This window comes from Catalinimonas alkaloidigena, assembly GCF_900100765.1.
Taxonomy (GTDB): domain Bacteria; phylum Bacteroidota; class Bacteroidia; order Cytophagales; family Flexibacteraceae; genus Mooreia; species Mooreia alkaloidigena.
Window position 1 is genome coordinate 218,115 of record NZ_FNFO01000007.1, and the last position, 23,737, is coordinate 241,851.

Genomic DNA, 23,737 nt, shown 5'->3' on the forward strand with positions numbered 1-23,737 from the left:
CCACGCTGGTGGTGTGTTACCGTCCGGACTGCACAGACGGGAACGAGAAGAACTTCCCGGAGAGTAGAGTGAGCGGGAGCCTGTTCAGGGTGGTTGAAAAAGCGAAGCCCCGACGAAAGGTATGGATTATTTTGAAATTTGCCCTACGAGAATGGGTAAATTTTTTCTGTAACCCGCTTAGGGTAAAGTGTTTAGGCGCAGTTTCGATCGCAATTACCGGGCACCCAGCCAGGCCTGCCGCTTCTGCCGGAGGGCATCGGTAACGGGCCGACCGGCCTGCTCGAAAAGGACGGTCTCGTAATCGGGATTGGCCCGGAGCGTAAGCGTGGTTTCTTTCTTCTGGCCGTATCGTTCGTACTGGATGCTGACGGTTTGGCCGGGACGGTATTTTTTCAACAGGTCGTCCCACGTGAGCCATTTCTTGAGTTTTTTTCCGTCGAAGGTCAGCATCACATCGTCCTTCTCCAGACCGGCCTGGTACGCGGGGCCGCCTTTTTCCGGATTGCCGTCGAGCACCCACACACCCGTGCCCTCCCGAACTCGCACGCCCAGATCGGCCCGGTCGGGTGCGGCGGGGCGCAACACGACCCCGACCCCGGCCAGTAGCTGCTCATAGGGGGGAAGCTGGCTCTCGAAAACGTACTGCCCGAAAAACCGATCGCTGAATTCGTTTCCGGCGTAGTCTGCCAGCGTCGCCTGAAGGTCGCGTACGGTGTAGGGAAGCTCGGGTTTGCCGTAGCGCTGCCACATCAGCCGCATAAAGTCGTCGAGGTTCAGGCCGTTGCCCCGTTCACGCAGAGAAAGGTCGAGGGCCAGCCCCAGCACGCTGCCGTAGGTGTAGTAGGAGATGAATGTATTAGACCGGTTGTTTGGGTCGACGGCCGTGGCCGCATCGACAAACGGGGCTTGGTAGCTCATCTCGATCGGGTTGAAGTAATCGCGGGCCACGCCGGTCAGCACGGCATTCAGGCCGCGCCCGTCGGCGAGGCGTTTCACGTAGGTTTCCGGCGAGATCAAACCGGCCCGGCAGAGAATCAGGTTGGTGTAATAACTGGTGAACCCTTCGGCAAACCAGAGTTCGCCCGACATGTTGGCTTCGGTGTAGTCGAACGGCTGGAGCGACAGCGGGCGGATGCGTTCCACGTTCCAGCAGTGAAAAAATTCGTGCGACACGGTCCCGATGTTGCCTTCCATGCCGCCTTCGGCCAGTCCCTCCACGTCGGTCAGGACCGTCGAATTGCGGTGCTCCATGCCGTCGCCATCGACGTTGGGCAGGTAACAGGCCAGAAAGGTATAGGTCCCGAAATCGAAGTCGGGTAGCTCGCCGAACACGGCACGTTCCTGTTGCACGATTTTCTGTACGCCCGTCAGGTACTGATCCAGCTCGGCGGCGGTCCCGTTGTGGTGGAGCACAAACCGCAGCGTTTTGCCATTCTCCGTAAACTCCCGCACGTCGTAGTCCGAAATTTCGGTGGGGCTGTCCATAAAGTAGTCCAGGTTCGGAGCGAAATAGGTGGTGTCGTTAAAGGGTTTGAGTTGCGTCGCGACCTTCCAGTTCAGGTCATGGCGCGGATGGAACGTGACCCGGATCGGGCGCTGGGCCAACGGCGGCGCGAACATAAACGTCGCCGGAATGTTGAGGTGCGCGTGCGTTTCGTCCACCTGCGCGTAAGTACCGTCGCCCCAGTTGGCAAACAAGGTGTAGGTCACCGTCACGGTGCCGTCGTGGCCCGCTACGTTCCACTGGTACGGGTTGGGGCGGGTCACCTCCAGGTCCTTCCCTTGGCCATCGACCGCCTTCACGGCGTAGACGTTTTTGGCAAACTCGTGCAGCGCGTAGCGGCCCGGCGAGGTCCGGCTCATCCTGAGTTCCAGCACTTCCGGCGGCAGCGCGTGCATCGTGACCGACACCTGCGCTTCGTGGTGCGCGGCATTCGGGAAGGCGATGTCGTAGTCGGTGTAGGTCTGGGCGAAGGCGGTGGAAGTGAGCAGGCAGAGCGTGAGCAGACGAAACAGCATCGGCAGGGAGCATGAAGTGAACACTGTCGAGCAAATTACAGCATGCGGCCGACATGGCAGGGCTTGTGGCCGTCACGCTACAGAAAATCCTGACGCAAAGCGCCACGCCTGCTTTGCGTCAGGATGAACCGCTAGAGGAACTAGCGTTTGACAATTCGCCCGGTCTGGTACTGCCCGTTTTCGTGTTGCACGTGCAGAAAGTAAACGCCGGGTGTCCAGCGCGACAGGTCGATTTCCGCTCGGTCGTGGAACGAAGTGCGCCACACAAGCCGCCCCAGCGGATCGCGCAGCTCGACTGCCTGAAGCCCCGGCTGCGTGCTGACCAACGTGAGGTGGTCCTGGGCGGGGTTGGGGTAAAACCGCAGAGGCAGGTTGCCGGCCAGTTGCCGCACCGAAGTGACCAGTGCCGTCGTATCCAGCACCTGCGTGGTGTCCTGGTTGTTGATCTGCACCTGATCGAACCACAGCTTGGCGTCGCCCAGCGCGCCCTGTTCCGACACGATCTCGAACCGGTCGATGGCGGCCCAGTCGAACTTGCCGTCCGGGTTGTACCACTGGTTGTTGTCCCAGGCGCCTTGTTCGGTGAATTGACTCAGCGGGATGCGGACGTGATGCCAGCGCAGGTCGGCGGCGGCCCGGCTGGTGTCGAGCGTCAGGTTCATCCGCCAGGGATGGTCGTTCGGATCGTCGGTTTTCGTATCCAGAAACCGCAGGTCTACCTTGACATCGGGATCGGTACTGCGAAACAGGAAGTCCAGCGCATAACCCTCTTCCACCAACTGCGAGAGGTCTTTGTTCGGGGAAAAATCGAAGCCGATGGCGTTGTACTGCAATGCGCCGGTCCACGAAAGCGAATAGGCGCCGTAGTTGGGCTGTTCGGCGGTGTAGTAGTCGATAGGGCCTTCGCTGTAATTGGACGCCACAATGGACGAGCCGAGGTAGTCAGAATAGATCATAAACCCTACGGTGTCGGGCTGCGCTTCGTAGGGCGTTTGCGGCGGGACGGTCAGGCCCAGCGCTTCGAGCAGCGGCACGTTCAGGTCATGGTCGAAGAGGTCGTTCCCTCCCGGCTCGAACAATCCGAAGCCGCCGTGGTAATCCCAGATCGTCCAGGCGATGCCCTGCGCCTCCAGGTACGAACGGACCGTGTCGTACCAAAGTACCCGGTCGGCAGGGGGACTGTTGGGGATGTAGACGCCAAATTCGCCACAAAAGACCGGCACCTGCCGTTCGGTGCGGAACTGCACCACCAGGTCGAGCAGGCTTTTGACCTGCGCCACGGTAGCGTCCTGCGCGTAGTTGCCGTAAGCGCCTTCCACCCAGGTGCCTCGCAACGAGGCCGGCAGCGGCGGCATCCGGTCGGCATCGTAGGGAAAGGGCATGCCGGTCAGGTCTACCATCGACGGAGAACCCCAGGTCGCCCCCTGGTGGGTGAACAGAAACGGGTCGTAAAAGTGAAAGGTATAGATCAGGTTGTCGTCTTCGTAAACGGGCATCTCGTCCAGGTTATGAAAGCTGTTCCACTCGGCCGGGCCGACGATGATCGTGTGCGTGGTGTCGACGGTGCGGATGGTCGCCACGACCTCTTGCTGAATCATGTTCCAGGTGGCGTCGGCAATGCCGTGCGGCTCGTTCAGCACTTCGTAGTACAGATGCGCCTCGCTGTCCTGGTAGTGGGCCGCCACCTGCGTCCAGACCTTTTTCAGCACTGCGCCCACGTTGGGATCGGTATTGGCCGCCGGATCGAACGTGTGGTTGTCCAGAATCAGGTGCAGATTCAGTTCCTCGCTCCAGTCCACTACCTGATCAAGAAAAGTGTAAAACAGCGGATCGACAGTGTAGTCGGGCGCGCCGCTGGTCATATAATGGAGGTTGATGGGCAGGCGAATCACGTCGCAGCCCAGGCGCTGAATCTGCTCAAAATCCTGCCGCGTGTAGCGGGTAAACTGCACCTGCCGGGCGCTTTCGGCCTGAAACCAGTTGGTCAAATTGACGCCCTTGTGGAAGGGCACATCTTGCGCGCGCAGCGCAGTAACGGTAAAAAGCGCCACCAGCGACGCCGTACAAAAAGTAAAGAGGAAACGCATGGAAGTGGTGAGTTAACGTGAGGTAAAATTCGGTGAAAGTTTCAAACATAGCCAGTGCAGCAACTTAGCGAAACGGGGGCACATCTGGTGCCACAGATCCTCGTGAACTGGGACTTGCTTAAGCTGAATCACGCGCTCTTCTACGTTCGTCACGTTAGGGGAGCGATCGGGTCAGAAACGTAAAATGGTTGAATGGAATGAGAAAGGCTCCTTTGGTGAACGGAGGCATCGTCCCGGCACGCCAGAACGTCAAAAAAGCTGATCCGGTGTGACAGAAAAGCGAGTATACAACGCAGGGGACAAGCATCCGAAACCGGGGATGTGGGGATAAAAATAAAAATATGCCTGGTCGGTTGATAGTTTCCTGGTATTTTCCACTTAGGGATAAACGCAAGACGCACATGACCGAGAATCTTGTTTTGGAACCCGTTGTGGAAGACCAGGGAGCAGTCCGCGAGGCGCTGTTCCTGGATCTTTACCAGCGTGCCTTTCCGGTGGTGGCCCGCTATGTGGGCCGTCGGGGCGGCTCGTTCGACGAAGCTAAGGACGTCTTTCAGGATGCCCTCGTGATCTACTACGAAAAGCGCGTGGCCGGCACCCTGACGCTCCATGCCAGCGACAAGTCGTACCTGGTCGGCATAGCGAAGTATTTGTGGGGGCACCGCTACCGGGAGGAAATGCAGCACGTGTCGCTCGACCTGACGGACGACTGGACAGGGGAAGAAGCGGCGGCACCTTCGTCGACCCGTCTGTTGCGCTTTCTGGAAACGGCCGGACAGAAGTGCATGGAACTGCTCCGGGCATTTTATTACGACCAACTGCCCCTGAGGGAGATCGCGACGCAGTTCGGCTACGCGGGCGTGCGCTCGGCCACGGTCCGGAAGTACAAATGCCTGGAGAAAGTGAGAGACACTGTCAAAGAAAAATCCCTGCAGTATGAAGACTTTTTCGACTGACACCCGACACATCGACGCGCACCTGCACCAGCGGCAGGAGGGGGGCGAGGCGGCCCTGTTCGAAGCACGGCTGCTGCTGGACGACGACCTGCGCGAGAAGGTGCGGTGGCAACAAAAGACCTACCACCTCGTGCGGCAGTACGGCCGTCGCCAGCTCAAGGCCGAAATCGAAGCGGTGCACCAGCAGCTGTTTCAACGGCCGGAGCACGCCTCGTTCCGCCAGAAAGTCCTCCGGTGGTTTACTGCCCGCGACTAAATCCATACTCCTGTACTGAGCAAAAGCAACGCACGGCCTTCCGGGTCGCTGCCCATCACCGTGCCCTTTTCGGCTGCGGAGTGGGCCCACCATGCCCTTTTCAACGTCAACCGCTCCATCGCTGAGCCGTCCGTCGGCTGGACCACCGAGGCTGGGGCCGCCCGTCGGCTGAAGAGTTTGAAAACCTAAACCTCCGACAGTCCATCTACACCATTCTATTCACGCTATAACCCATTCACATCATGTTTACCCCAACTACCCCCCAGGCCAATCTGGTCCCGATGGTGATCGACAGCAGCAGCCGCGGCGAGCGCGCCTTCGACATCTACAGCCTGCTCCTGAAAGAGCGGGTCATCTTCCTGGGCAGCGGCATCGACGACCAGGTCGCGAACCTCATCGTGGCGCAGCTCCTCTACCTGAACAGCCAGAGCCAGAAGGAACAGATCAACCTCTACATCCACAGCCCCGGCGGCAGCGTCTATGCCGGACTCGCCATCTACGACGCCATGCAGATGATCGCCGCGCCCGTCTCGACCGTGTCGGTGGGTTTTTCGGCCAGCATGGGTACGGCCCTGTTGGCGGCGGGCTGCAAAGGGAAGCGGTACGCCCTGCCCCACGCCACGATCCACATGCACCCGACGGGCGGCGGCGCAAAAGGCTACACGGAAGACGTCCGCATTGCGACCCGCGAACAGGAGCGCATCCAGACGCAACTGTTCCATCTGATCGGCAAGCACTGCGGCCGGTCGTGGCGAGAGGTGGAAGAATTTTTCATCCGCGACAAGTACATGAATGCCATCGAGGCGCAGGAGTTCGGGCTGATCGACGAGGTGCTGGGCGATACGAGCGACCTGATTCTTCTGAAACAGTCGGCGCTGGAAGTCACGTTCTTCGGCAACGGCAAGCCCCTGACCAACGGATGATGGAATTGACAAAAAAACAAGTTGTCGCCGCCGAAGAGGCGCTGATCGCGGCGATGAGGCGGAACGATGCCGAGGCCCTGGACCCGATGCTGCACGACGCGCTGATCTTCCACACCCCGGACGGTCAGCGCGTCACCAAGGCGATGGACCTGGACGCGCACCGCTCCGGCGGGATGGTCGTCCATACGTTTGAGGTGCGTGAACGGCACGTGGAGATTGTGGGCGATACGGCGGTGCTTTCCTTCCACCTGAACGGCAGCGCTTCCGTCTTCGGCCAGCCGATGGACGGCCAGTTCCGCTACCTCCGCGTCTGGAAGTGGCTGGACCGCCGCCTGCAAGTCATCGGCGGCAGCTTCATCCGCATAGAGTAGGAGACCATGCCGCCGACTGACGGCCGGAAGCCTTGTGTAGGTTGCCACTCGTTAGAAAACAAGCGCGTGCAAGAGGTGGCAGGTATAGATTTCAATGGCTGGTCAAGCCGTGTTCGCGGCTTCATCATGCTATCGCAACGGTTTGTATATGGCTTGTGGCGGTTTCGAAGCAATTTCCTATCCACCGAAACCATACCTGGCTACGGAGCGAAAACCTTGCTGGCAGCTGTTCACCCGCCATAAGCTATATGCTTTGTTGGCATTAGTTTTTTATTTCTTTTTGTTTTAATCCCTGTTCTGAATCCGCTTTGTCAAGTACAACTGTCTTTGCCCAAAGATCTCCAAGTCGTTGGTTATACTCGGTATTTTTAATTGTCAGAATTCCTAGAAGTCCAAATGGCCAAAGGTCAATCATGTCAAGAAGGTGTCGTTTTAAGGATTGACCAAAAGTCAATGATTTCCGAGGGTCTGTTTTAGGTGCAACTTTTAATCCTTGACTTTTATTCCCTAAAGTAGAACCTGTCATTTGCTCAAGTCCAATAGTCAGAATAAACCAAACCACCGTTATTGAAAAACCTGGCCATCCATTTACCGAGTAGCCACCTTCGTCATTTGGTTCTCCGAACGAGTAAATCATTAGAAAGAAATACGACATTATCAGTCCGTAGTCAATAAGACCTGCTACGCATCGCTTTCCTAAACTAGGTTTAGTTTTCAGTTGATAGTCGTGTTCGAAGTCCATTTTTTAATTGACCCCAACGGTCTCGGCTAAGAAACGTACGGCTTTAGAACCGAATTTTTGTCGACCGTGACCTGATTTTTGTTGAAAGTGATAATCTTCATTTAACGTGTCGCCCGTATGTTTTTTATCCATTGTTGTACACGTTTTATTTGGTTTTTTCAAAGAGTATTCCATCGCCATCTGAGTTCGTAAAGAATTTGATTTTATGTCCGAAAATTCCATTTTCAATTCCTGCGCAAAGTATTTTACTCCCACATTTAAAACCCAACCTGCAACCACTATGCTCATAGTGATATTCATATTCACCTATTTCGCAAAGACCAAATTTTGGTATATCTAGCGAGTATGTCCCATTTTCTTTTAATTCTAGGATGTTTTTTTCAACTCCAAAGTCCCATGTTTTGACTTCGTACCTTCCTGTTATATCTGATCTTTTTGGTTCGTCGAGTATATAACCTTCGAAAAATTCGACTGATAAGAGCGTTAAAATCAGAGCGGTTCCCAGCAAAATGATGTTTTTTAATCTGTTTTTATTCATCTGATTTTAATGGTGTACAACGTATGGGTAACACACATGTGCGTTATTTCCTATAGACAGATGCCTCGCTCTTTTTACCCTGCATCGGCGGTAGCCTGCTTGTAGTCGCGGTTGACCACAAGGACAAACATGCCGCCTTCCTGTTGCAGGTAGCCTTGGTCGTAACAATAGTAGTACGTGTCGTTTTTGCGGGTGACGTACGTGCTGGTGAAGTGCTTAAAGTCGAAGCCCTGGCGGCGGAGCGCCTCTTCGGTCACCTTGACCACCCGGCCTTCGGGGTTCAGTTTTTCGAGAATGCGGCGGTTTTTCAGGAGGATGCGGTTGATGCGGCGCACCAGGTTGGTCGCGTCCGTGCGCTGGCGATTATGGTGGCTGGTGCGACACTGGTCCGAGCAAAAACGCTGGTCGGCGCGTCCGTGGAGTACGGTGCCACACTCTTCGCAATGGCGTTCTTCAGTTTCTGACATGAGCGGTAAAGGACGGGTACAGAGGCAAGGTAGCTAAAAATTATCCGTGTACAAACGTTTAAGTAAAATTAAACGTTTGTACACGTTTATAAACGTAAGTACATGTTTACCATACGATTACACCCTACTCTATTTATTTCCTTTGCATCAGTTCCATTGTTTAACACAAACCAACAAGTGCCATGAATGCTTTAAGAAATCGTGTGATGTTGATCGGCAAACTGGGTGCAGATCCTGAAATCAAGCAACTGAACAGCAGCCCGGGGGCAGCTCCCCGTACGCTCGCCAAATTTTCGCTTGCCACGGACGAGGTCTACCGCAATGCCCAGGGCGAGAAGGTCACCGAGACGCAGTGGCATAGCATCACCGCCTGGGGACGCCTGGCCGAAATTGCGGCCCAGTACCTGACCAAAGGCCGTGAAGTGGCGGTAGAGGGGAAGATCGTCTACCGCAGCTACGAGGATGCGCAGGGCAACCGCCGTTTCAGCACCGAGATCGTGATCAACGACTTGTTGATGCTGGGGCAGAAGCCCAAAGCCGAAACCGAATTAGACCCCCTGTTGGTCGCCTAGTGGAACGTGGCGGGTCGGCCGCTCCGGGGCCAACGCCTCGCGCGGTGCGGTCGATCCGGCCTGATCCCCTTCTTCATCATCATCCATCATCACTAACCTCAACGAATCATGTCAACTCCCAAAATGAATAAAGCGGCGGTCGTAGAACGCTACGACATCGCCAACTCCAGCGAAACCCTGCACCTGGCCAACGACGTGCAGAAGTTCATCACCGAGAACAAACTGTTCATGAACATCCAGGGCAAAGCCTACGTGAACGTGGAAGGCTGGCAGTACGCCGGTGCGCGGCTGGGCATCCTGCCCGTGGTGGAAGAACTGCTCAACGTCGGCGACGAGCAGGAGATCAAGTACCAGGCAAAGGTGAAACTCCTGAACCTGAAGCCCGACGCCGACGGTACGCCGGGCGTGCCCAACGGCGCGTCGGTGGTAGGGACGGGCTACGCCATCTGTTCCAACAAGGAGAACGGCAAGCGCTTCTACCAGGAATTTGCCATCGCGTCGATGGCCCAGACCCGCGCCATCGGGAAGGCCTACCGCAACATTTTGGCGTGGATCATCCGCGCGGCGGGCTACGAACCGACTCCGGCCGAAGAGATGGACTTCATGGTCAACCAGAATGGCCACACGCAGAAAGACGAACGGCGTGCCGAAACGGCCCCCGTTCCTGCGGCAAAACGTTACGCCACGGCGGAAGCCGGTACCGGACACGCCGCCGAATCGACAGCGAACTACCAGCCAAACGGCACGGCCAAGCCGGCAGATGCCCAGGCAGAAAAAGAGGCGGCAGGCCAGAGCACTGACGAATCGTCGGCCAAGCTGAAACCCGCCAGCGCACGTCAGAAAGCGGATATCCTGCTGTTGCTGAACCACAAGTCGATTACGACGGAAGAGAAAGAGCGCACCGTGCGCAACCTGAACCGCATCGACTCGATCCGGGCGCAGAAAGTGATCGTGAACCTGAAAAAGGTCATTCACGAGCGCTCCAGCAACGCACAGCATGCCGCCTAAAAAATAGGGGTAATGACTGTTACCTTCTGAGTAGCAACCGTATACAACAACGCAGTTCGAAGAGAGCTGTTTTCCGGGGCCGGATAAGAAGAAAGGTCAAGCGACCTTTGCTCTCATCCGCGCCCTTTTTTAGTGCGATCAACAAAAGCTGTGAGCGATTAGTCAACTCACGCGTTATGCGTACATAGCTCATTTTCTGTAATTTCCCTGGAGAGATCTCTTCCCGTCTCCCATACCTCCATGAAAATTTCGGCAAACGTTGAGAACAGCGCCTATGCGCACTCGGTGGTGGTGCGTACCAACGAAAAAGTGCAGGCGATTCCGATTCCCGGTAAAGCTACCGGCTACGGCTCGGCCGTGAACGGAGGCGAGCTGCTGATGCTGGCCCTGGCCACGTGCTTTTGCAACGACCTGTACCGGGAAGCCCAGAAGCGGGGCATCACCCTCACCCACGTAGCTGTCGAGGCCTCCGGCGAATTTGTGCAGGAGGGGGCCGCCGGAACCAACCTGGTGTACAAAGCCCGGATTGAGGGCGACGCTTCACGGGAAGAACTGGACGTCTTGCTCAAACACACCGATCAGGTGGCAGAAATTCAGAATACCCTGCGCGCGGGGGTGCGGGTGGAACGGGTGGATTGAGCGTATGCATGGATGCCCGGCTCTCGCGATAGTAGCCAGATTTTAGTCCCGTCTCACTCCGAAACTGACTACTTTGCGGCTTTGGTGCGGTGTTGCAACGCACGGAAGTAAGCGAAGCGCACCCCGAACGACCACTACGAGCCTGTTTCCCATGAGTGAACGCTATGCCCAGCGCGGTGTTTCTGCCGCAAAAGAAGACGTCCATGCCGCCATCCGTGCGGTCGACAAAGGAATTTTTCCCCGCGCTTTCTGCAAGATTGTGCCCGATCTGCTGGCCGGTGACCCGGACTATTGTACCGTGATGCACGCCGATGGCGCGGGTACCAAATCGTCGCTGGCTTACCTGTACTGGCGCGAAACCGGCGACCTGTCGGTCTGGAAAGGCATCGCACAGGACGCCATCGTGATGAACCTCGACGACCTGCTTTGCGTGGGCGTCACCGACCGCATTCTCCTGTCGTCGACCATCGGGCGGAACAAAAACCTGATTCCCGGCGAAGTGGTGGCGGCGCTCATCAACGGGACGGAAGAGATCCTTGCCCAACTCCGCGACCTGGGCGTGGGCATCTGGAGCACCGGAGGCGAAACCGCCGACGTGGGCGACTTGGTCCGCACCGTGATTGTCGACAGTACGGTAACGGCCCGGCTGCGGCGCGACGAAGTGATCAGCAACGACCGCATTGCCGCTGGCGACGTGATTGTCGGGCTGGCCTCGTTCGGGCAGGCCACGTACGAAACGCAGTACAACGGCGGGATGGGCAGCAACGGCCTTACCTCCGCCCGCCACGACGTGCTCCACACCGACTACGCCACGCGCTATCCCGAAAGTTTCGATCCGGCCGTACCCGCTTCGCTGGTCTACACCGGCACGCGCCACCTCACCGAAACACTGGACGGCGTACCGGTCGACGTGGGCCAACTGGTTCTCTCTCCGACCCGCACCTACGCCCCGATCATCAAAGCCATCCTCGACGCGCACCGGCCTCGCATCCACGGCATGGTTCACTGCAGCGGCGGCGCGCAGACCAAGGTGCTCCACTTTGTAGAAAAGCTCCACGTGATCAAAGACCACCTCTTCCCCGTGCCGCCCCTGTTCCAGCTCATCCAGCAGGAAAGCGGCACCTCGTGGCGCGAAATGTACCAGGTCTTTAACATGGGCCACCGCATGGAACTCTACACCGATGCCGCCACCGCCGAGCAACTCATCGCCATCTCCCGATCGTTCGGCGTCGACGCCCGGATCGTCGGTCGCGTGGAAGCCGCTCCCGAAAAGAAGCTCACCCTCACCAGCGAACACGGCACCTTCATGTGGTAGGAGGCGTGCGTATAGAGAGCGAAGATCGAACCCTGTTCATCCAACTGGAAAAGTTGCAAGAAGAGAACTGGCTTGAGACTAGTTTCGAAATTGGGGTTCATCTAAAAACCAAAAAGCTTGAAGGGCGCTTTCGAAGCATTTGGGTAGAGATTGAAGCGGTGCACCAGTTTATCACTGCAACCCGTTTGAGTTGATATGATCTTTCTTTGACTCATGGCCTCCTCTAAAATCAATACCCACAGCGGCGCGACCTTCCGGGAACGGTATATCCAACCGGGGGCGAGGCTGGATGCGCTGCTGAAGGAGGCGTTTCAGCGATTTTTTGTGGTGCGGGTGGAAGAGATGATTCGGATGATGAAGCTGCCTGTGCCGCCGACTCGCCACCTGAACCATACGTTTATGTTTCTGACGGAAGGGGAGGCGATCATGTCGATCGGGAGCGAGACGCACCGGATTGTAAAGGGCGAGTGTTTGGTGGTGCCCGCCGGACAAGTGTTTTCTTTCACGAATGTGGACCTCAACCGGGGCTACCTATGTAATTTCTCTGATGTGTTTCTGGTGGGCAGGTTCGGGAAACGGGAATTGGTGCGCGCGTTTGAGTTTCTGCAGGTCTGGGGCAACCCGCGGATCACGCTGGACGCGCCTACGGCGCAGCACGTTCGCCAGCTTTTTGAGCGCTTACTGGCTTTGTATGCCGAATCGGGCGTGCAGCAGCCGGAACTGATCCAGTCGTACGTGCACACCGTGTTGTGGGAAGTGAACCGCTTTTACCGCGCCGCCGCCGGACCGGAGCCGACCCAAGCAACGGACTTGGCGAACCGCTTCAAAGCCCTGTTGTTTGCCCAGATCCGCACGGAACATCGGGTAACCGCCTACGCCGAACAGTTACACGTGACGCCCAATCACCTCCACAAAGCAATTCGTAAGGTGACGGGCAAGTCGCCCTCGCGGTGGATCGAGGAGACGCTAGTGCTGGAAGCGAAGGTGCTGCTCTACCAGACCGACCTTTTCATCCAGGAAGTCGCGGCCGAAATCGGGATGCAGGACCCGTCGTACTTCAGCCGCTTTTTCAAAAAACACGCCGGCTACACACCCCTCGCCTTTCGGAAAAGGATAGAATCGTCCTAGATTTGACCTCACCCGTCCTAACATCCAGTGGCATCTCTGCGAGAGCTTTGCGGCATCCTGAACCAAGCTGATTCTCCATGCATCCCGTTCCTGAGTTTACCTTGCTGAATGCGCTGGCCGCCATAGGCATCGCTTTTCTGTACATCTCACTTTCATCACTCCTCCGCGAGCCGACCCGACAACAGTTCAACGCCATCGTGATCGCCGGGGCCGGAGCGGCGTACCTGAGCAATGGGCTAGGCTATTGGGAATTCCTGTTTTGTGCTATCCTGACCTGGGTGGCCTACCGGGGGCTGACAAGCTACCGCTTCATCGGCCTCGGCTGGTTACTGCATACGGGCTGGGACCTTGTGCATCATGTCTATGCCGAGCCCATCGTGCCGTTCAGTCCCGCTTCGTCGGCGGGGTGTGCGGTGTGCGACACGATCCTGGCGATCTGGTTCTGGTGCGGAGCGCCTTTGGTAGGAGAATGGATTGGTCGGAAGAAAGTCATTAACGCAAATACCTGATTCACTGTGTATTCGATCTTACTGACGCTTCATTCATTCGTGCGCTGGCTGGTGCTAATCAGCCTGCTGTTGGCCATCGTGCGCGGCTACCGGGGTTGGCTAGCTCATCAACCTTTCTCTCGCCGCGACAATGCCCTACGGCACTGGACCGCCACCGTTGCACATGTGCAGTTGATCCTGGGCATTGGACTCTACTTCATCAGCCCGCTCGTCGCGTATTTTCTGGACCACTTTCAGGCGGCGATGCAGCAACGCGAAATCCGGTTTTTTGGGATGGAACACAGTTCGATGATGCTCCTCGGCATTGTGCTGATCACCGTCGGTTCCATGCGGGCCAAGCGCGCCGCGACCGACCGGCAACGGTTCAAAACGATGGCGCTCTGGTATACCGCCGGTCTGCTGGTCATTCTCTCGTCCATTCCCTGGGCGTTTTCGCCGTTGGTGAGTCGCCCCTGGTTCCGCACGTTCTGAGGGCGTAGTTTCGTGGTGCATGCAAGAACCCTTTCTGACGTATTTCAACTGGAGCACCGGCAAAGATTCGGCGCTGGCGCTGTACAAACTCTTACAAGATAACCGCTATCGGGTGGGGCATCTGCTGACCTCGCTCAACGCGTACCACGACCGCGTGACCATGCACGGCCTGCGGCGGGAACTCTGGCGGCAACAGGTCGAAGCGCTGGGACTTCCGTACAGCACCCTCGAATTGCCGGAGATGCCCGACATGGCGACCTACGAAGCCCAGGTGCAGGCACGTGTCGAAGCCCTGAAAGCGGAGGGTTTTCACCACACGGCCTTCGGCGATATTTTTCTGGAAGATCTGCGGACCTACCGGGAAGAGAAACTCGCTCCTTTGGGCATTCAGGCGCACTTTCCCCTTTGGAAACAGGACTCGCGGCACCTGATGAACGAGTTTCTGTCGCTGGGCTTCAAAGCCGTCGTGGTCTGCACCAAAGCCGCCTGCCTCGACGCGTCGTTTGTCGGGCGGGTGATCGACGATGCATTTTTGCGCGATCTGCCCGCGGACGTGGACCCCTGCGGCGAGAACGGCGAATTTCACACCTTCTGCTTCGACGGCCCGATTTTCTCCCGACCCATTCCGTTCACCCTCGGCGAGTGCATCTACCGCGAATACCCCGCACCCAACACCGACGGAAAGGGGATGGGCTTCTGGTTTGTCGACCTGCTGCCGGTGTAGGCATCGGATTGTAGTTATTCTTTGCCAGAAGTGATCTGTTCTGCCGGGTTGCCTTGGCTTACTTCCTGACCTTCTTTGCAGACCGACAGAATGGTTTGAGTGTGGCGGATGTCGTCGGCCGGGTTTTGCGACAGCACGAGGAAGTTGGCTTTCTGACCGGGGGCCAATGTTCCCGTTTTTGTTTCGCCCAGCAATTCCGCGCCGTTTTGTGTGGCGATCTTCATCACCGCCAGCGGCGGGATGCCTGCTTGTTGCAGCAATTGCAGTTCCAGGTGTTCGGAGAATCCCTGGGTGCGGATGGGTTGCGCGCCCGAGTCAGTGCCCAGCGCAATGGTGACACCCGCCTCGTAGAGTTTCTTCACGTTGCGCAGGGCCGTTTCGAAGGCGGCCTGTTTGGTAGCGAGGGCAGGATCGGTGCGGACTTTCTGCTGGTAAGCGGCGCTGGTGAGCGTGTCGAGCACCCCGGGCTCCAGCGACGCCTGAAAAAACGGATCGTCGAACCAGTCCGGGGTCTGCGCGTAGGCGACTTGATACGCATCGAGCGCCAGCGTAGGAATGTAGTAAACGCCCTGAGACTTCATCTGTTGGATCAGCACGTCGTCCACCTCCTGGTCGCGAATGCTGTGTGCGATGATATCCACTCCGGCGTCGACCAGCCCTTTAGCATCTTCCAGGTAATAAAGGTGTGAGGCCACCCGCAGCCCCTGCCGGTGCGCTTCGTCGATCACGGCCCGGTAGATGGCCGGGGACATTTTGGGCGAGGTACCCAGAAAGTCGTCGACCCAGATTTTGACGAGGTCGGGGTGCAAGGGCGCTAGCTCCTGTACGGCCCGCGTGGCTTCTTCGGGTGTGGCGACCTGAAAAACCTGTTCCGAGGGGGTGGGCGCTCCTTTAAATACGATGCCGTAGCCCGCCGTGTAGAGCGTGGCCCCGGGAAGCTGTCCCGCTTGCGAAGAATCACGGAGGGGGAACACGATCGGTCGGTCGGTGCCCAGCGATACGACCGAGCCCATGCCGTAGGCCTCGTACTTTTTCAGTTGCCGCAGGATGTTCGCTTCCGTGTACTGGCTTTTGTCGGTCGAGTAGCCTTTCAGCGCCCCCACGTGCGCGTGCGTGTTGAGCAGGAGTGGCATCACCGTTTTGCCCGCCATGTCGCGTACTGCTTTATCCGTGGCATCCTCCGACGTAGCATGGGGCCGAATGGCCTGGATCGTGTCGGCTGCGATTACCAGATCGACGTGCGGCTGCGGTGCGTTTCCGGTACCGTCGATGAGCGTCACATCCGCTAGGATAAGGGCTGCTGCATCTTCCTGAGGCGGTGTCGAAGGGCCGCAGCGTAGCAGCAGCAAGAGCAGTACACAACCGGGCGCAACGCGGTACGGGGGGAGTGTCGTCAGGAAACCAGTCAGGAGTTGGCGAAGCGAATCAAGAGGTTTTATAACAGAGCGGAGCATAACATTACGCTGGTTTAACGTGCGAATACCGGGATTATGGACCTCTCCCTTACATCTGAATCTACGTGTAAGAAGCCCAGGTAAAAGTAGGACTGTAAAGTGTGAAATATTCTCATCATCAGGGGATTGCCTTTGCAGAAGGCAAAGCGAAGGGGCGTAGGACAACGCATAAAAAGTAGAAGTTCGAGGCCTCCGAGGCTACAATTCCGTCAGATTTGAGGATTCTGCGCCTTCAAAAGCGGTGAAAAAGTGTGTTAAATGTTAAGACGTAAGATTTCAAGCTATTATCACCAAACCCCATCGCGTTTCCTGGGAAGTTCCTTGCTTCGTCAAAAGTGCTGGGAGCCAAGTGGTTTTATCCTTTAAGAAGCAGCTCTACGGGGTATGAAAGCGTATGCAGCCGCAAAGCGGAAGAAGGCATATTACTCAAACGACGGAAAAATGCGTGTAATGATTGGGTTATATGTTGTTATTTGATTCGTGTATTATCTCCGCATGTCTGCCGTTACGCCCCATTTCATTGTACTGATCCAATGCTTGATTTGATTTTAGGGTGGTCAGGGGCAATCTTTGTGTCACAACGCCAGTCTCTGACCTGTGTAGGCTTTAAGAGCAAACGCTACAAGCTGGCTTGTAAGAAGTGTCACAACCGAAAGAGTTTATGAAAAATCGTACGATCAAGTTCTGTAAGCGTTTGTTGCTGGTATTGTTGGTAATGGGAGGGGCTGCGCAAACGAGTCGCGCAAAATCCATCAACAGTGCGGCGGCCGGGAACTGGAACACCCCCGCTACGTGGAGCTGCAACTGTGTCCCCGAAGCCAACGATAAGGTGACAGTGCAGCATGCGATAACGTCAACAGGAAATGTGGTCGTGAAGGAATTGGCTTTTGGCAGTGCATGGTGGCCAGTGGCGGGCAATGGCGGCTTGACCGTAGCTTCAGGTACCTTCTCGGTGACGAGCAAGAATCCGATCCTATTCGGCATCAACGGCCAAATGAACCGCCTTACGGTCGCCAACGGTGCAAAATTCAGCACCCCCGCACCCCTCGAATGGCAACAGGGTGCAATCATGATCATTGATGGATTTTTGGAAAGTGGCGGTTTGAATGTGACGGGTGGTCGCGACGGGCAGCTGAACGTGAGCGAAACGGGGGTGGTGAAATTCACCGGCGATATGTTGCTGGGAAGCGGTCCTCATACTTATACGGTCGACGGAGAGCTGACCGGGCAGTCCCTGCACATGACGGGCGACTCACGTTTCGACGTAGGGCCTGAGGGAGTGGTCACTTTGCTGGAAGATGTGACGGTGACCAACGGAACAGTCAACAGTCTGATCGAAGGAGCGGTGTATACCGGCGGTAACATGTCGGGTATCGGGGGAGGCAATGTGTACGTGGCGCGGTCGGGACTGGTGTCGGTAGCGGGAGGCTTGTGGGGATCGTGGCAGGGGTTTGTCGGTGGTCCCGGCACCTTTTGCCTGGGTTGCCCGTTGCCGCAGCCGCTTCCTGTCGAGTTGGTCAGTTTTCAGGGCCAGGCTTCGGCAGCCGGTGCAGAACTGAGTTGGCAGACGGCCTCGGAAACGGACAATGCCGGCTTCGCCGTCGAGCGCTCCTGGGACGGACAGCATTATCAGCAAATTGGCTTTGTGGCCGGCCAGGGTCGTAGTACAGCGCTCCAGACCTATCGCTTCACCGACACAGGCTTTTCGGGTCGGGCGTATTACCGGTTGCGGCAGGAAGATTTCGAAGGCAGCCAGACCTACCACAAGTCGATACACGTGATCGACGAGCCTTCTGAACAGGTGCAGGCGTATCCTAATCCCTTCCTGAACACGTTAACGCTAACCAACGAGAGCACGACACCCCAACAGGTCAACGTGTACAGCCTGCAAGGCCGATTGGTCGGTCACTATGAAGCACCTCAACAGCATACAGGAGAGTGGCAACTGCCGCTGGGACACCTACCTGCCGGGGCCTACCTGTTGGAGGTCATCACCCTTACAGATCGGCAACACGTGCGTGTCATCAAACAGTAGAAGAAGCAAAACTTTTTATGATAACGGCCAGATGGCGGGCCTTTCGTTCCGCCATCTGGCCGTCGCTATCAACGGCGAACTACAGATGTACACCCGCGTGCCGTTCTCTATGTACGTATAAAGCTGAATCGGTCGGGTTCGAACGTGCCTTGCAGTGCCATCGCCTCGGTTCGCAAGGCATCCGGGCGCTGTTCTGCGCATCACCGCTCCTTTTATTACCTACCTCAGCCGGCGTCTCCGGCATCAGGGGCAGCGTGGTGCGCTCTACAAACGCTCTGCCTTTAACGACAAAAGTTGTGTGGAAAAGAATGAAGGTAGACTAAAGGACAATGTGTTCATGGGTAAAGCATGAAATATTACAAATCCGCCTACCAGGATGCTTTCTGCCCAGGGATGTAGGAAAAAAAGAGAGTTTTTTAACCAATCTTGCTGGTCAGAACTGCATTCAGAGTCTATGTGCCTGATTCAAGTAGTTTTAGCACTCACTTGTCCTCATGCGTTGTGCTTCCGTAGGACGTGAGATATACTCCCGGACAACTTAAGTTGATCCTGCCGGAGGCAGTAAGCCAGCACAAATCGTTCTGATCTTATTGAAGTAATATCCTGAGCTTGTTGGTACGCTCATGCAGTTGCCAATGTGCCTTTGCAGCGGGTGTTGTTTTGGGTTCGTGCCGATGATAACTCGTTTGTAAAAGATAAAACAGCAATGGAGTTCGGTTAAGTACATCGGGTCGCATAGCCACTTTCCTGTCTCCGGGACATGTAAGAATTCCTGCATTGCCTTTATAGAACACCCCCAGACACTACGGAAAAGGAAGTTTATAGAGGATATTATAGGATCAATCAAATATAAAATATTGTTTTTCTGTTTAGATAAGAGGATCTTTGTTTTGTCAAGGGCCTAGTCTCTACAGAGCTCGCTTTCATATGCAGCAAACAAATGAAATACTTTAACTCTTTCTCAATTTCAGCGCGCTTGTTTATCCTGCTGGCGATGGTGTGGAGCAGCACTACCGTACAAGGAGCGGCGATCAACAGTAAAGCAAGTGGCGCCTGGAACGATCCTGCCACCTGGAGTTGTACGTGCGTGCCCACGTCTGCCGATGATGTAACGATAGAACACGCCGTTACCTCCACCGGGAACGTATCGGTAAATACCCTTAAGTTCAGCACCGAGTGGTCGCCTACGTTCGGCCACGGACAACTCACCGTAGCTTCCGGAACCTTATCGGTAGCGGGAGGCACCATTTCCTTCGGCAACAATGGGCAGAGTACACACAGCCTGACCGTAGCTTCGGGCGCCACGTTTACCACGTCAGGCATCATCCAGTGGCTGCAAGCTGCGACCATCACGGTCAACGGAACGTTTTATGCGGGCAGTTTCGACGTCGCGAACGGCAACAACGGGAATTTCAACGTCGGCGCTAGCGGATCTGCAACTTTTGCCGGCAATGTCAACATTACCAGCGGTCCCCATTATTTTAACATCGACGGGTACTTCCAGGCAAACTCCTTGTCGATGGATGGGTCGGCCAATTTCAATGTAGGACCCGACGGTGAAGTGGTGATTGTGGAAGACGTTGTCATCAAAAACGGTCAGTTGGATGTAGACGGTACCATGGACGTCGGCGGCGATTTTACCATGAGTGGCGGCGGGCGAGCCGATGTGACAGGCACGCTATCCGTAGACGGTGAGATGAACCTGGCGTATGCAGGTATGGTGTCCGGGTCGGGCAATATTTCGGCCGGGTCCTGTACCAATGGCAACTGCCCCACCTTTACGCCGGTTCCTGTAGAACTAGTGAACTTTCAGGGAGAGGCTTCGGCGGCAGGGGCCATGCTGAGCTGGCAGACCGCCTCTGAAACCGAGAATGCAGGCTTTACAGTAGAGCGGTCGCCCGATGGCGAAACCTACCAGGAAATCGGCTTCGTGAAGGGCCAAGGCACCAGCACCCGGAAACAAGCCTATGCCTTTACGGATGCTTCGTTTCGGGGGGCGGCCTATTACCGCCTCCGTCAGGTCGATTACGACGGCACGGTCACGTATCATGAGCCCGTACTTGTGCGTACGGCATCGCACGAGCGCATCGACGTGTATCCCAATCCGTTTATCGATGTCATCACGTTGTGGGTCAGCGAAATCGCTGATGCGCCGCAGCGGGTGACGCTCTATAGCCTGCAAGGCCAGCCGGTAGAAGTACACGAGGCGCGGCATGCTGAACAGAAGTGGGAACTGTCGTTGGGACACCTGCCAAACGGCATTTACCTCCTGGAAATAACAACACGTAAGGAGCGTCAGCACCTGCGAGTAATCAAGCAATAGATACCCCCTTGATGTCTGCTTGTAAATCACGTCCTACACGAGGCCGTAGTAGTACATCTAACAACTTGTCATTGAGTAAACCATGTATACAGTAAGAATCGCTCAACTCCTGTTGGGCACCGCAATGATGTTGATGGCGATGGGAAGTAGAGCACAAACCGACGGTTGCTCAACAGTCCAGGATGGTAGCTGGCGTACTACAGCTACCTGGAGTTGTGGCGTCGGTGTAGGAAACTACCCGGATAATTCCTGGCCAAACGGCGAGATGTTGTTCATCAGCCACGATATCAACATTCCTAATAACAAAACGATTGACTTAACCACTTCGGGCCTTCAGGAAATTGTGTTGCAAGACGGTGGAAGCCTGACGTTTGGCTCCAATGCTAAATTGCTATTGCCCGCGGGAGCCGTCATTACCCTGGAAGGCAGCTCGCCACAGATTTCTTCCAGTAGTAACAGCGCCGGAACACTGATCGAGATCGGTGGCAACGGGGTATACGGACGTGCGGCCGGAGGCAGCAATGGTGATTTGTCGGGGCCGGGGTACATCGACGAAAACTCAGAACCCTCCGGAAACCCGGTGCAAAGTGCCCCCCTACCAGTGGAGTTGGTGAATTTCGTCGGGAAGGAACAGCGGGGTTCGATTCTGCTGAGCTGGGCGACGGTCTCATAAATCAACAATGCTGGCTTTGCGGTCGAACGTTCGTCCGATGGGGAAGTCTATCAGGAAGTGGGATTCGTAACAGGACAGGGAACCAGCACGCAGAAAAACGAGTACCAATTTACCGATGTGGCTTCGCAACAAGCTCTTTTCTACCGGTTGCGGCAGGTAGATCATGACGGCGCCATGACCTACCACAAACCTGTGCAGGTACAAACAGCGTTGTCCGGTCGTGTCGAAGCCTACCCCAATCCGTTTCGCGGGGTACTTACCTTGTCGGTCCGTGAACTTGCTGATGCACCGCAGCGGGTGACGGTCTACAGTCTGCAGGGGCAGCAGATGGAAGTGTACGAGGCTGCCCATACAGATCGGCAATGGGACCTCTCCTTACCACACCTGCCCGCCGGTATCTACCTGCTCGAAGTCACTACGCTGACAGAGCGCCAGCACCTGCGGGTGGTCAAGCAGTAATAAAATTTGTAGAAAGCCCGAACGCCGCCTTTTGCTCTGTGCGAAGGCGGTTTTTTTGATGAAGGGCCATTACGAAAAAAGCTCACTTCTCAGGAAGAAGTGAGCTTTTTTATGAAGATAGAAACGATCTATTCGTTGCTGATTACCGCTTCGGCCAACACCGAAACCTGATTGCGCAAGACTTCCACCACACCGCCATCGATGTGAATGTGCTTCTCGGCACCGGTATCGGTCAGGATGCGCACATCACCACGGCCCAGGGCAGCAATCATGGCGGCGTGGTTGTTCAACACTTCGAACGAACCGTCGCTCCCCGGAAACCGTACGGACGTGGCTTCTCCGGCATAAACACGGCGGTCGGGGGTGATGATTTCAACGTACATACAGCTTAGCTTTTGTTGGCTGCGGCGACCATCTTCTCACCTTTCTCAATGGCCTGTTCGATCGTACCGACCAAGTTAAAGGCCATTTCGGGCAGGTGATCCAGTTCCCCATCCATGATCATGTTAAATCCTTTGATGGTGTCCTGAATGTCTACCAGTACGCCTTTCAGACCTGTGAACTGTTCGGCCACGAAGAACGGCTGCGACAGGAAGCGCTGCACGCGGCGAGCACGGTGTACGACCATTTTGTCTTCGTCCGAAAGTTCGTCCATACCCAGAATGGCGATGATGTCCTGCAGTTCTTTATACCGCTGCAGAATTTCTTTCACGCGCTGCGCACAGTCGTAGTGAGCGTCGCCCAGTACTCCGCGGTTCAGGATTCGTGAGGTAGAGTCGAGCGGGTCCACCGCCGGGTAAATGCCCAGCTCGGAGATTTTACGCGACAATACCGTGGTGGCATCCAGGTGAGCAAAGGTGGTAGCCGGCGCGGGGTCGGTCAAGTCATCGGCCGGTACGTAAACCGCCTGCACCGAAGTAATCGAACCGCGCTTGGTCGACGTAATGCGTTCCTGCATGGCACCCATCTCCGTGGCCAGCGTGGGCTGGTATCCTACGGCCGACGGCATCCGACCCAACAGTGCCGATACTTCAGAACCGGCCTGCGTGAAGCGGAAGATGTTATCGACGAAGAACAGAATGTCACGTCCTTGTCCCTGGCCATCGCCATCGCGGAAATACTCAGCCATGGTCAGACCCGACAGGGCCACACGCGCACGCGCACCCGGAGGCTCGTTCATTTGTCCGAAGACGAAGGTCGCCTTCGAATCTTTCAGCTTTTCGCTGTCAACTTTGTCAAGCAGCCATTTGCCTTCTTCCAGGCCGTGCATGAACTCGTCGCCGTAGGTTACAATGCCTGCCTCGATCATTTCGCGCAGCAGGTCGTTTCCTTCGCGCGTCCGTTCGCCTACACCGGCAAATACCGACAGACCCGAGTACGCTTTCGCGATGTTGTTGATCAGTTCCTGAATCAGAACGGTTTTTCCGACACCGGCACCTCCGAACAGACCGATCTTACCACCTTTTGAATAAGGCTCGATCAGGTCGATTACCTTAATTCCGGTGAAAAGCACTTCGGTAGAAGTGGACAGGTCTTCGAATTTAGGAGCGTGACGGTGGATTGGCAGAGAGCCTTTGGTAGCGGGCTGTTGGATGCCATCGATGGCTTCGCCTACTACGTTGAACAAACGGCCTTTGATTTCTTCACCCACGGGCATTTTGATGGGCGCCCCTTTGGCGACGACGGGCATTCCGCGCATCATGCCTTCGGTAGAGTCCATGGCGATGGTCCGAACACGGTCTTCGCCCAAGTGCTGCTGGCACTCCAGAACGACAATCTGTCCGTTTTCTTTGGTGACTTCAAGCGCATCGAGGATGTTAGGAAGTTTTGTGCCTTCCCCCTCAAAGCTCACGTCCACCACCGGACCGATCACCTGCGTCACGCGCCCAATGTTGGTGGCCGTTGTAACTACTTCTGCCATATTTTTTTGGAAATGTTGCTAAAATCAGACCGCAAAATTAGCTTTCGTAGCGATGAAATCAAAGTTATTGCGCCCGCTCTTTTGCAGACCCAAAAAAGCGCCGCTGAGGCAGCAGAAATGACCTTTTACGGAACGCAACCTGCCCTG

The 23,737-nt window shown here is 56.1% G+C and carries 24 protein-coding genes; 16 read left to right on the forward strand and 8 right to left on the reverse strand.

The features are described 5' to 3' along the window. Positions 1 to 213: 213 nt before the first annotated feature. Both BLR44_RS17750 and BLR44_RS17755 read right to left on the reverse strand, forming a co-directional pair. Positions 214 to 2,019, reverse strand: coding sequence for a M61 family metallopeptidase (locus BLR44_RS17750; protein WP_089684477.1), 1,806 nt, complete (start codon positions 2,017 to 2,019; stop codon positions 214 to 216). 140 nt (positions 2,020 to 2,159) lie between these two features. Further along, positions 2,160 to 4,106 carry a cellulase family glycosylhydrolase gene (locus BLR44_RS17755; protein WP_089684478.1) on the reverse strand — a complete coding sequence of 649 codons (1,947 nt, stop codon included), beginning with the start codon at positions 4,104 to 4,106 and terminating at the stop codon, positions 2,160 to 2,162. 401 nt (positions 4,107 to 4,507) lie between these two features. Here BLR44_RS17755 and BLR44_RS17760 point away from each other — a divergent pair, with 401 nt between their 5' ends. The 4 genes from BLR44_RS17760 (at position 4,508) to BLR44_RS17775 (ending at position 6,612) form a co-directional block, all read left to right on the forward strand. Next, positions 4,508 to 5,062: an RNA polymerase sigma factor gene (locus BLR44_RS17760; RefSeq protein ID WP_089684480.1), complete on the forward strand. Its 555-nt coding sequence runs from the start codon at positions 4,508 to 4,510 to the stop codon at positions 5,060 to 5,062. Next, positions 5,043 to 5,318: a hypothetical protein gene (locus tag BLR44_RS17765; RefSeq protein WP_089684482.1), complete on the forward strand. Its 276-nt coding sequence runs from the start codon at positions 5,043 to 5,045 to the stop codon at positions 5,316 to 5,318. Before BLR44_RS17760 ends, BLR44_RS17765 begins: the two co-directional genes overlap by 20 nt. 242 nt (positions 5,319 to 5,560) lie before the next feature. Next, positions 5,561 to 6,241: an ATP-dependent Clp protease proteolytic subunit gene (locus BLR44_RS17770; protein WP_089684484.1), complete on the forward strand. Its 681-nt coding sequence runs from the start codon at positions 5,561 to 5,563 to the stop codon at positions 6,239 to 6,241. After that, complete coding sequence (locus BLR44_RS17775; RefSeq protein ID WP_262482300.1) at positions 6,241 to 6,612, forward strand: nuclear transport factor 2 family protein; 372 nt, start codon at positions 6,241 to 6,243, stop codon at positions 6,610 to 6,612. Before BLR44_RS17770 ends, BLR44_RS17775 begins: the two co-directional genes overlap by 1 nt. Positions 6,613 to 6,874: 262 nt before the next feature. Here BLR44_RS17775 and BLR44_RS17780 read toward each other — a convergent pair whose 3' ends face one another. From BLR44_RS17780 to BLR44_RS17790, 3 genes are all read right to left on the reverse strand, one after another. After that, positions 6,875 to 7,354, reverse strand: a complete 480-nt coding sequence (locus BLR44_RS17780) for an RDD family protein (RefSeq protein ID WP_089684488.1) — start codon at positions 7,352 to 7,354, stop codon at positions 6,875 to 6,877. Between the two features lie 145 nt (positions 7,355 to 7,499). Then, the gene (locus BLR44_RS17785; protein WP_089684491.1) at positions 7,500 to 7,892 is read right to left on the reverse strand and encodes a hypothetical protein; all 393 of its coding nucleotides are present in this window, start codon (positions 7,890 to 7,892) and stop codon (positions 7,500 to 7,502) included. A gap of 74 nt (positions 7,893 to 7,966) precedes the next feature. Continuing rightward, on the reverse strand, positions 7,967 to 8,359 hold the full coding sequence (locus tag BLR44_RS17790; RefSeq protein WP_089684493.1) for a DUF2116 family Zn-ribbon domain-containing protein: 393 nt from the start codon (positions 8,357 to 8,359) through the stop codon (positions 7,967 to 7,969). 182 nt (positions 8,360 to 8,541) lie between these two features. On the opposite strand from BLR44_RS17790, the gene BLR44_RS17795 reads away from it, so the two are divergent. The 8 genes from BLR44_RS17795 to BLR44_RS17835 all read left to right on the forward strand — a co-directional run bounded on the left by BLR44_RS17795 (position 8,542) and on the right by BLR44_RS17835 (position 14,725). Further along, positions 8,542 to 8,931 (forward strand): single-stranded DNA-binding protein, encoded by a 390-nt coding sequence (locus tag BLR44_RS17795; RefSeq protein WP_089684496.1) that lies wholly within the window; start codon positions 8,542 to 8,544, stop codon positions 8,929 to 8,931. A 108-nt stretch (positions 8,932 to 9,039) separates the two neighbouring features. Beyond that, the gene (locus BLR44_RS17800; protein WP_089684498.1) at positions 9,040 to 9,939 is read left to right on the forward strand and encodes a hypothetical protein; all 900 of its coding nucleotides are present in this window, start codon (positions 9,040 to 9,042) and stop codon (positions 9,937 to 9,939) included. A gap of 240 nt (positions 9,940 to 10,179) precedes the next feature. Further along, the gene (locus BLR44_RS17805; RefSeq protein WP_089684500.1) at positions 10,180 to 10,578 is read left to right on the forward strand and encodes an OsmC family protein; all 399 of its coding nucleotides are present in this window, start codon (positions 10,180 to 10,182) and stop codon (positions 10,576 to 10,578) included. A gap of 151 nt (positions 10,579 to 10,729) precedes the next feature. After that, positions 10,730 to 11,893 (forward strand): AIR synthase related protein, encoded by a 1,164-nt coding sequence (locus BLR44_RS17810; protein WP_089684501.1) that lies wholly within the window; start codon positions 10,730 to 10,732, stop codon positions 11,891 to 11,893. A gap of 213 nt (positions 11,894 to 12,106) precedes the next feature. Further along, a complete protein-coding gene (locus BLR44_RS17820; protein WP_089684505.1) occupies positions 12,107 to 13,021 on the forward strand; it encodes an AraC family transcriptional regulator in 915 nt (304 codons plus the stop codon). A 77-nt stretch (positions 13,022 to 13,098) separates the two neighbouring features. Then, positions 13,099 to 13,530, forward strand: a complete 432-nt coding sequence (locus tag BLR44_RS17825) for a DUF6010 family protein (RefSeq protein WP_218127115.1) — start codon at positions 13,099 to 13,101, stop codon at positions 13,528 to 13,530. Between the two features lie 6 nt (positions 13,531 to 13,536). Then, the gene (locus BLR44_RS17830; RefSeq protein WP_089684507.1) at positions 13,537 to 14,001 is read left to right on the forward strand and encodes a hypothetical protein; all 465 of its coding nucleotides are present in this window, start codon (positions 13,537 to 13,539) and stop codon (positions 13,999 to 14,001) included. 19 nt (positions 14,002 to 14,020) lie between these two features. After that, a complete protein-coding gene (locus BLR44_RS17835; protein WP_089684509.1) occupies positions 14,021 to 14,725 on the forward strand; it encodes a Dph6-related ATP pyrophosphatase in 705 nt (234 codons plus the stop codon). 14 nt (positions 14,726 to 14,739) lie between these two features. Here BLR44_RS17835 and BLR44_RS17840 read toward each other — a convergent pair whose 3' ends face one another. Beyond that, the gene (locus BLR44_RS17840) at positions 14,740 to 16,179 is read right to left on the reverse strand and encodes an amidohydrolase family protein (RefSeq protein ID WP_089684512.1); all 1,440 of its coding nucleotides are present in this window, start codon (positions 16,177 to 16,179) and stop codon (positions 14,740 to 14,742) included. A 661-nt stretch (positions 16,180 to 16,840) separates the two neighbouring features. On the opposite strand from BLR44_RS17840, the gene BLR44_RS17845 reads away from it, so the two are divergent. From BLR44_RS17845 to BLR44_RS17860, 4 genes are all read left to right on the forward strand, one after another. Continuing rightward, the gene (locus BLR44_RS17845; RefSeq protein WP_089684514.1) at positions 16,841 to 18,214 is read left to right on the forward strand and encodes a T9SS type A sorting domain-containing protein; all 1,374 of its coding nucleotides are present in this window, start codon (positions 16,841 to 16,843) and stop codon (positions 18,212 to 18,214) included. 940 nt (positions 18,215 to 19,154) lie between these two features. After that, positions 19,155 to 20,537 carry a T9SS type A sorting domain-containing protein gene (locus tag BLR44_RS17850; protein ID WP_089684517.1) on the forward strand — a complete coding sequence of 461 codons (1,383 nt, stop codon included), beginning with the start codon at positions 19,155 to 19,157 and terminating at the stop codon, positions 20,535 to 20,537. A gap of 82 nt (positions 20,538 to 20,619) precedes the next feature. Then, positions 20,620 to 21,210, forward strand: a complete 591-nt coding sequence (locus BLR44_RS17855) for a hypothetical protein (protein WP_143017361.1) — start codon at positions 20,620 to 20,622, stop codon at positions 21,208 to 21,210. A 57-nt stretch (positions 21,211 to 21,267) separates the two neighbouring features. Then, complete coding sequence (locus tag BLR44_RS17860) at positions 21,268 to 21,669, forward strand: T9SS type A sorting domain-containing protein (protein WP_089684520.1); 402 nt, start codon at positions 21,268 to 21,270, stop codon at positions 21,667 to 21,669. A gap of 128 nt (positions 21,670 to 21,797) precedes the next feature. Here the strand turns inward: BLR44_RS17860 and atpC are convergent, their stop codons facing one another. Both atpC and atpD read right to left on the reverse strand, forming a co-directional pair. After that, positions 21,798 to 22,052 carry an ATP synthase F1 subunit epsilon gene (gene atpC / locus BLR44_RS17865; RefSeq protein WP_089684522.1) on the reverse strand — a complete coding sequence of 85 codons (255 nt, stop codon included), beginning with the start codon at positions 22,050 to 22,052 and terminating at the stop codon, positions 21,798 to 21,800. Positions 22,053 to 22,057: 5 nt separating this feature from the next. After that, positions 22,058 to 23,590 (reverse strand): F0F1 ATP synthase subunit beta, encoded by a 1,533-nt coding sequence (atpD, locus tag BLR44_RS17870; protein WP_089684524.1) that lies wholly within the window; start codon positions 23,588 to 23,590, stop codon positions 22,058 to 22,060. Positions 23,591 to 23,737 lie beyond the last annotated feature (147 nt).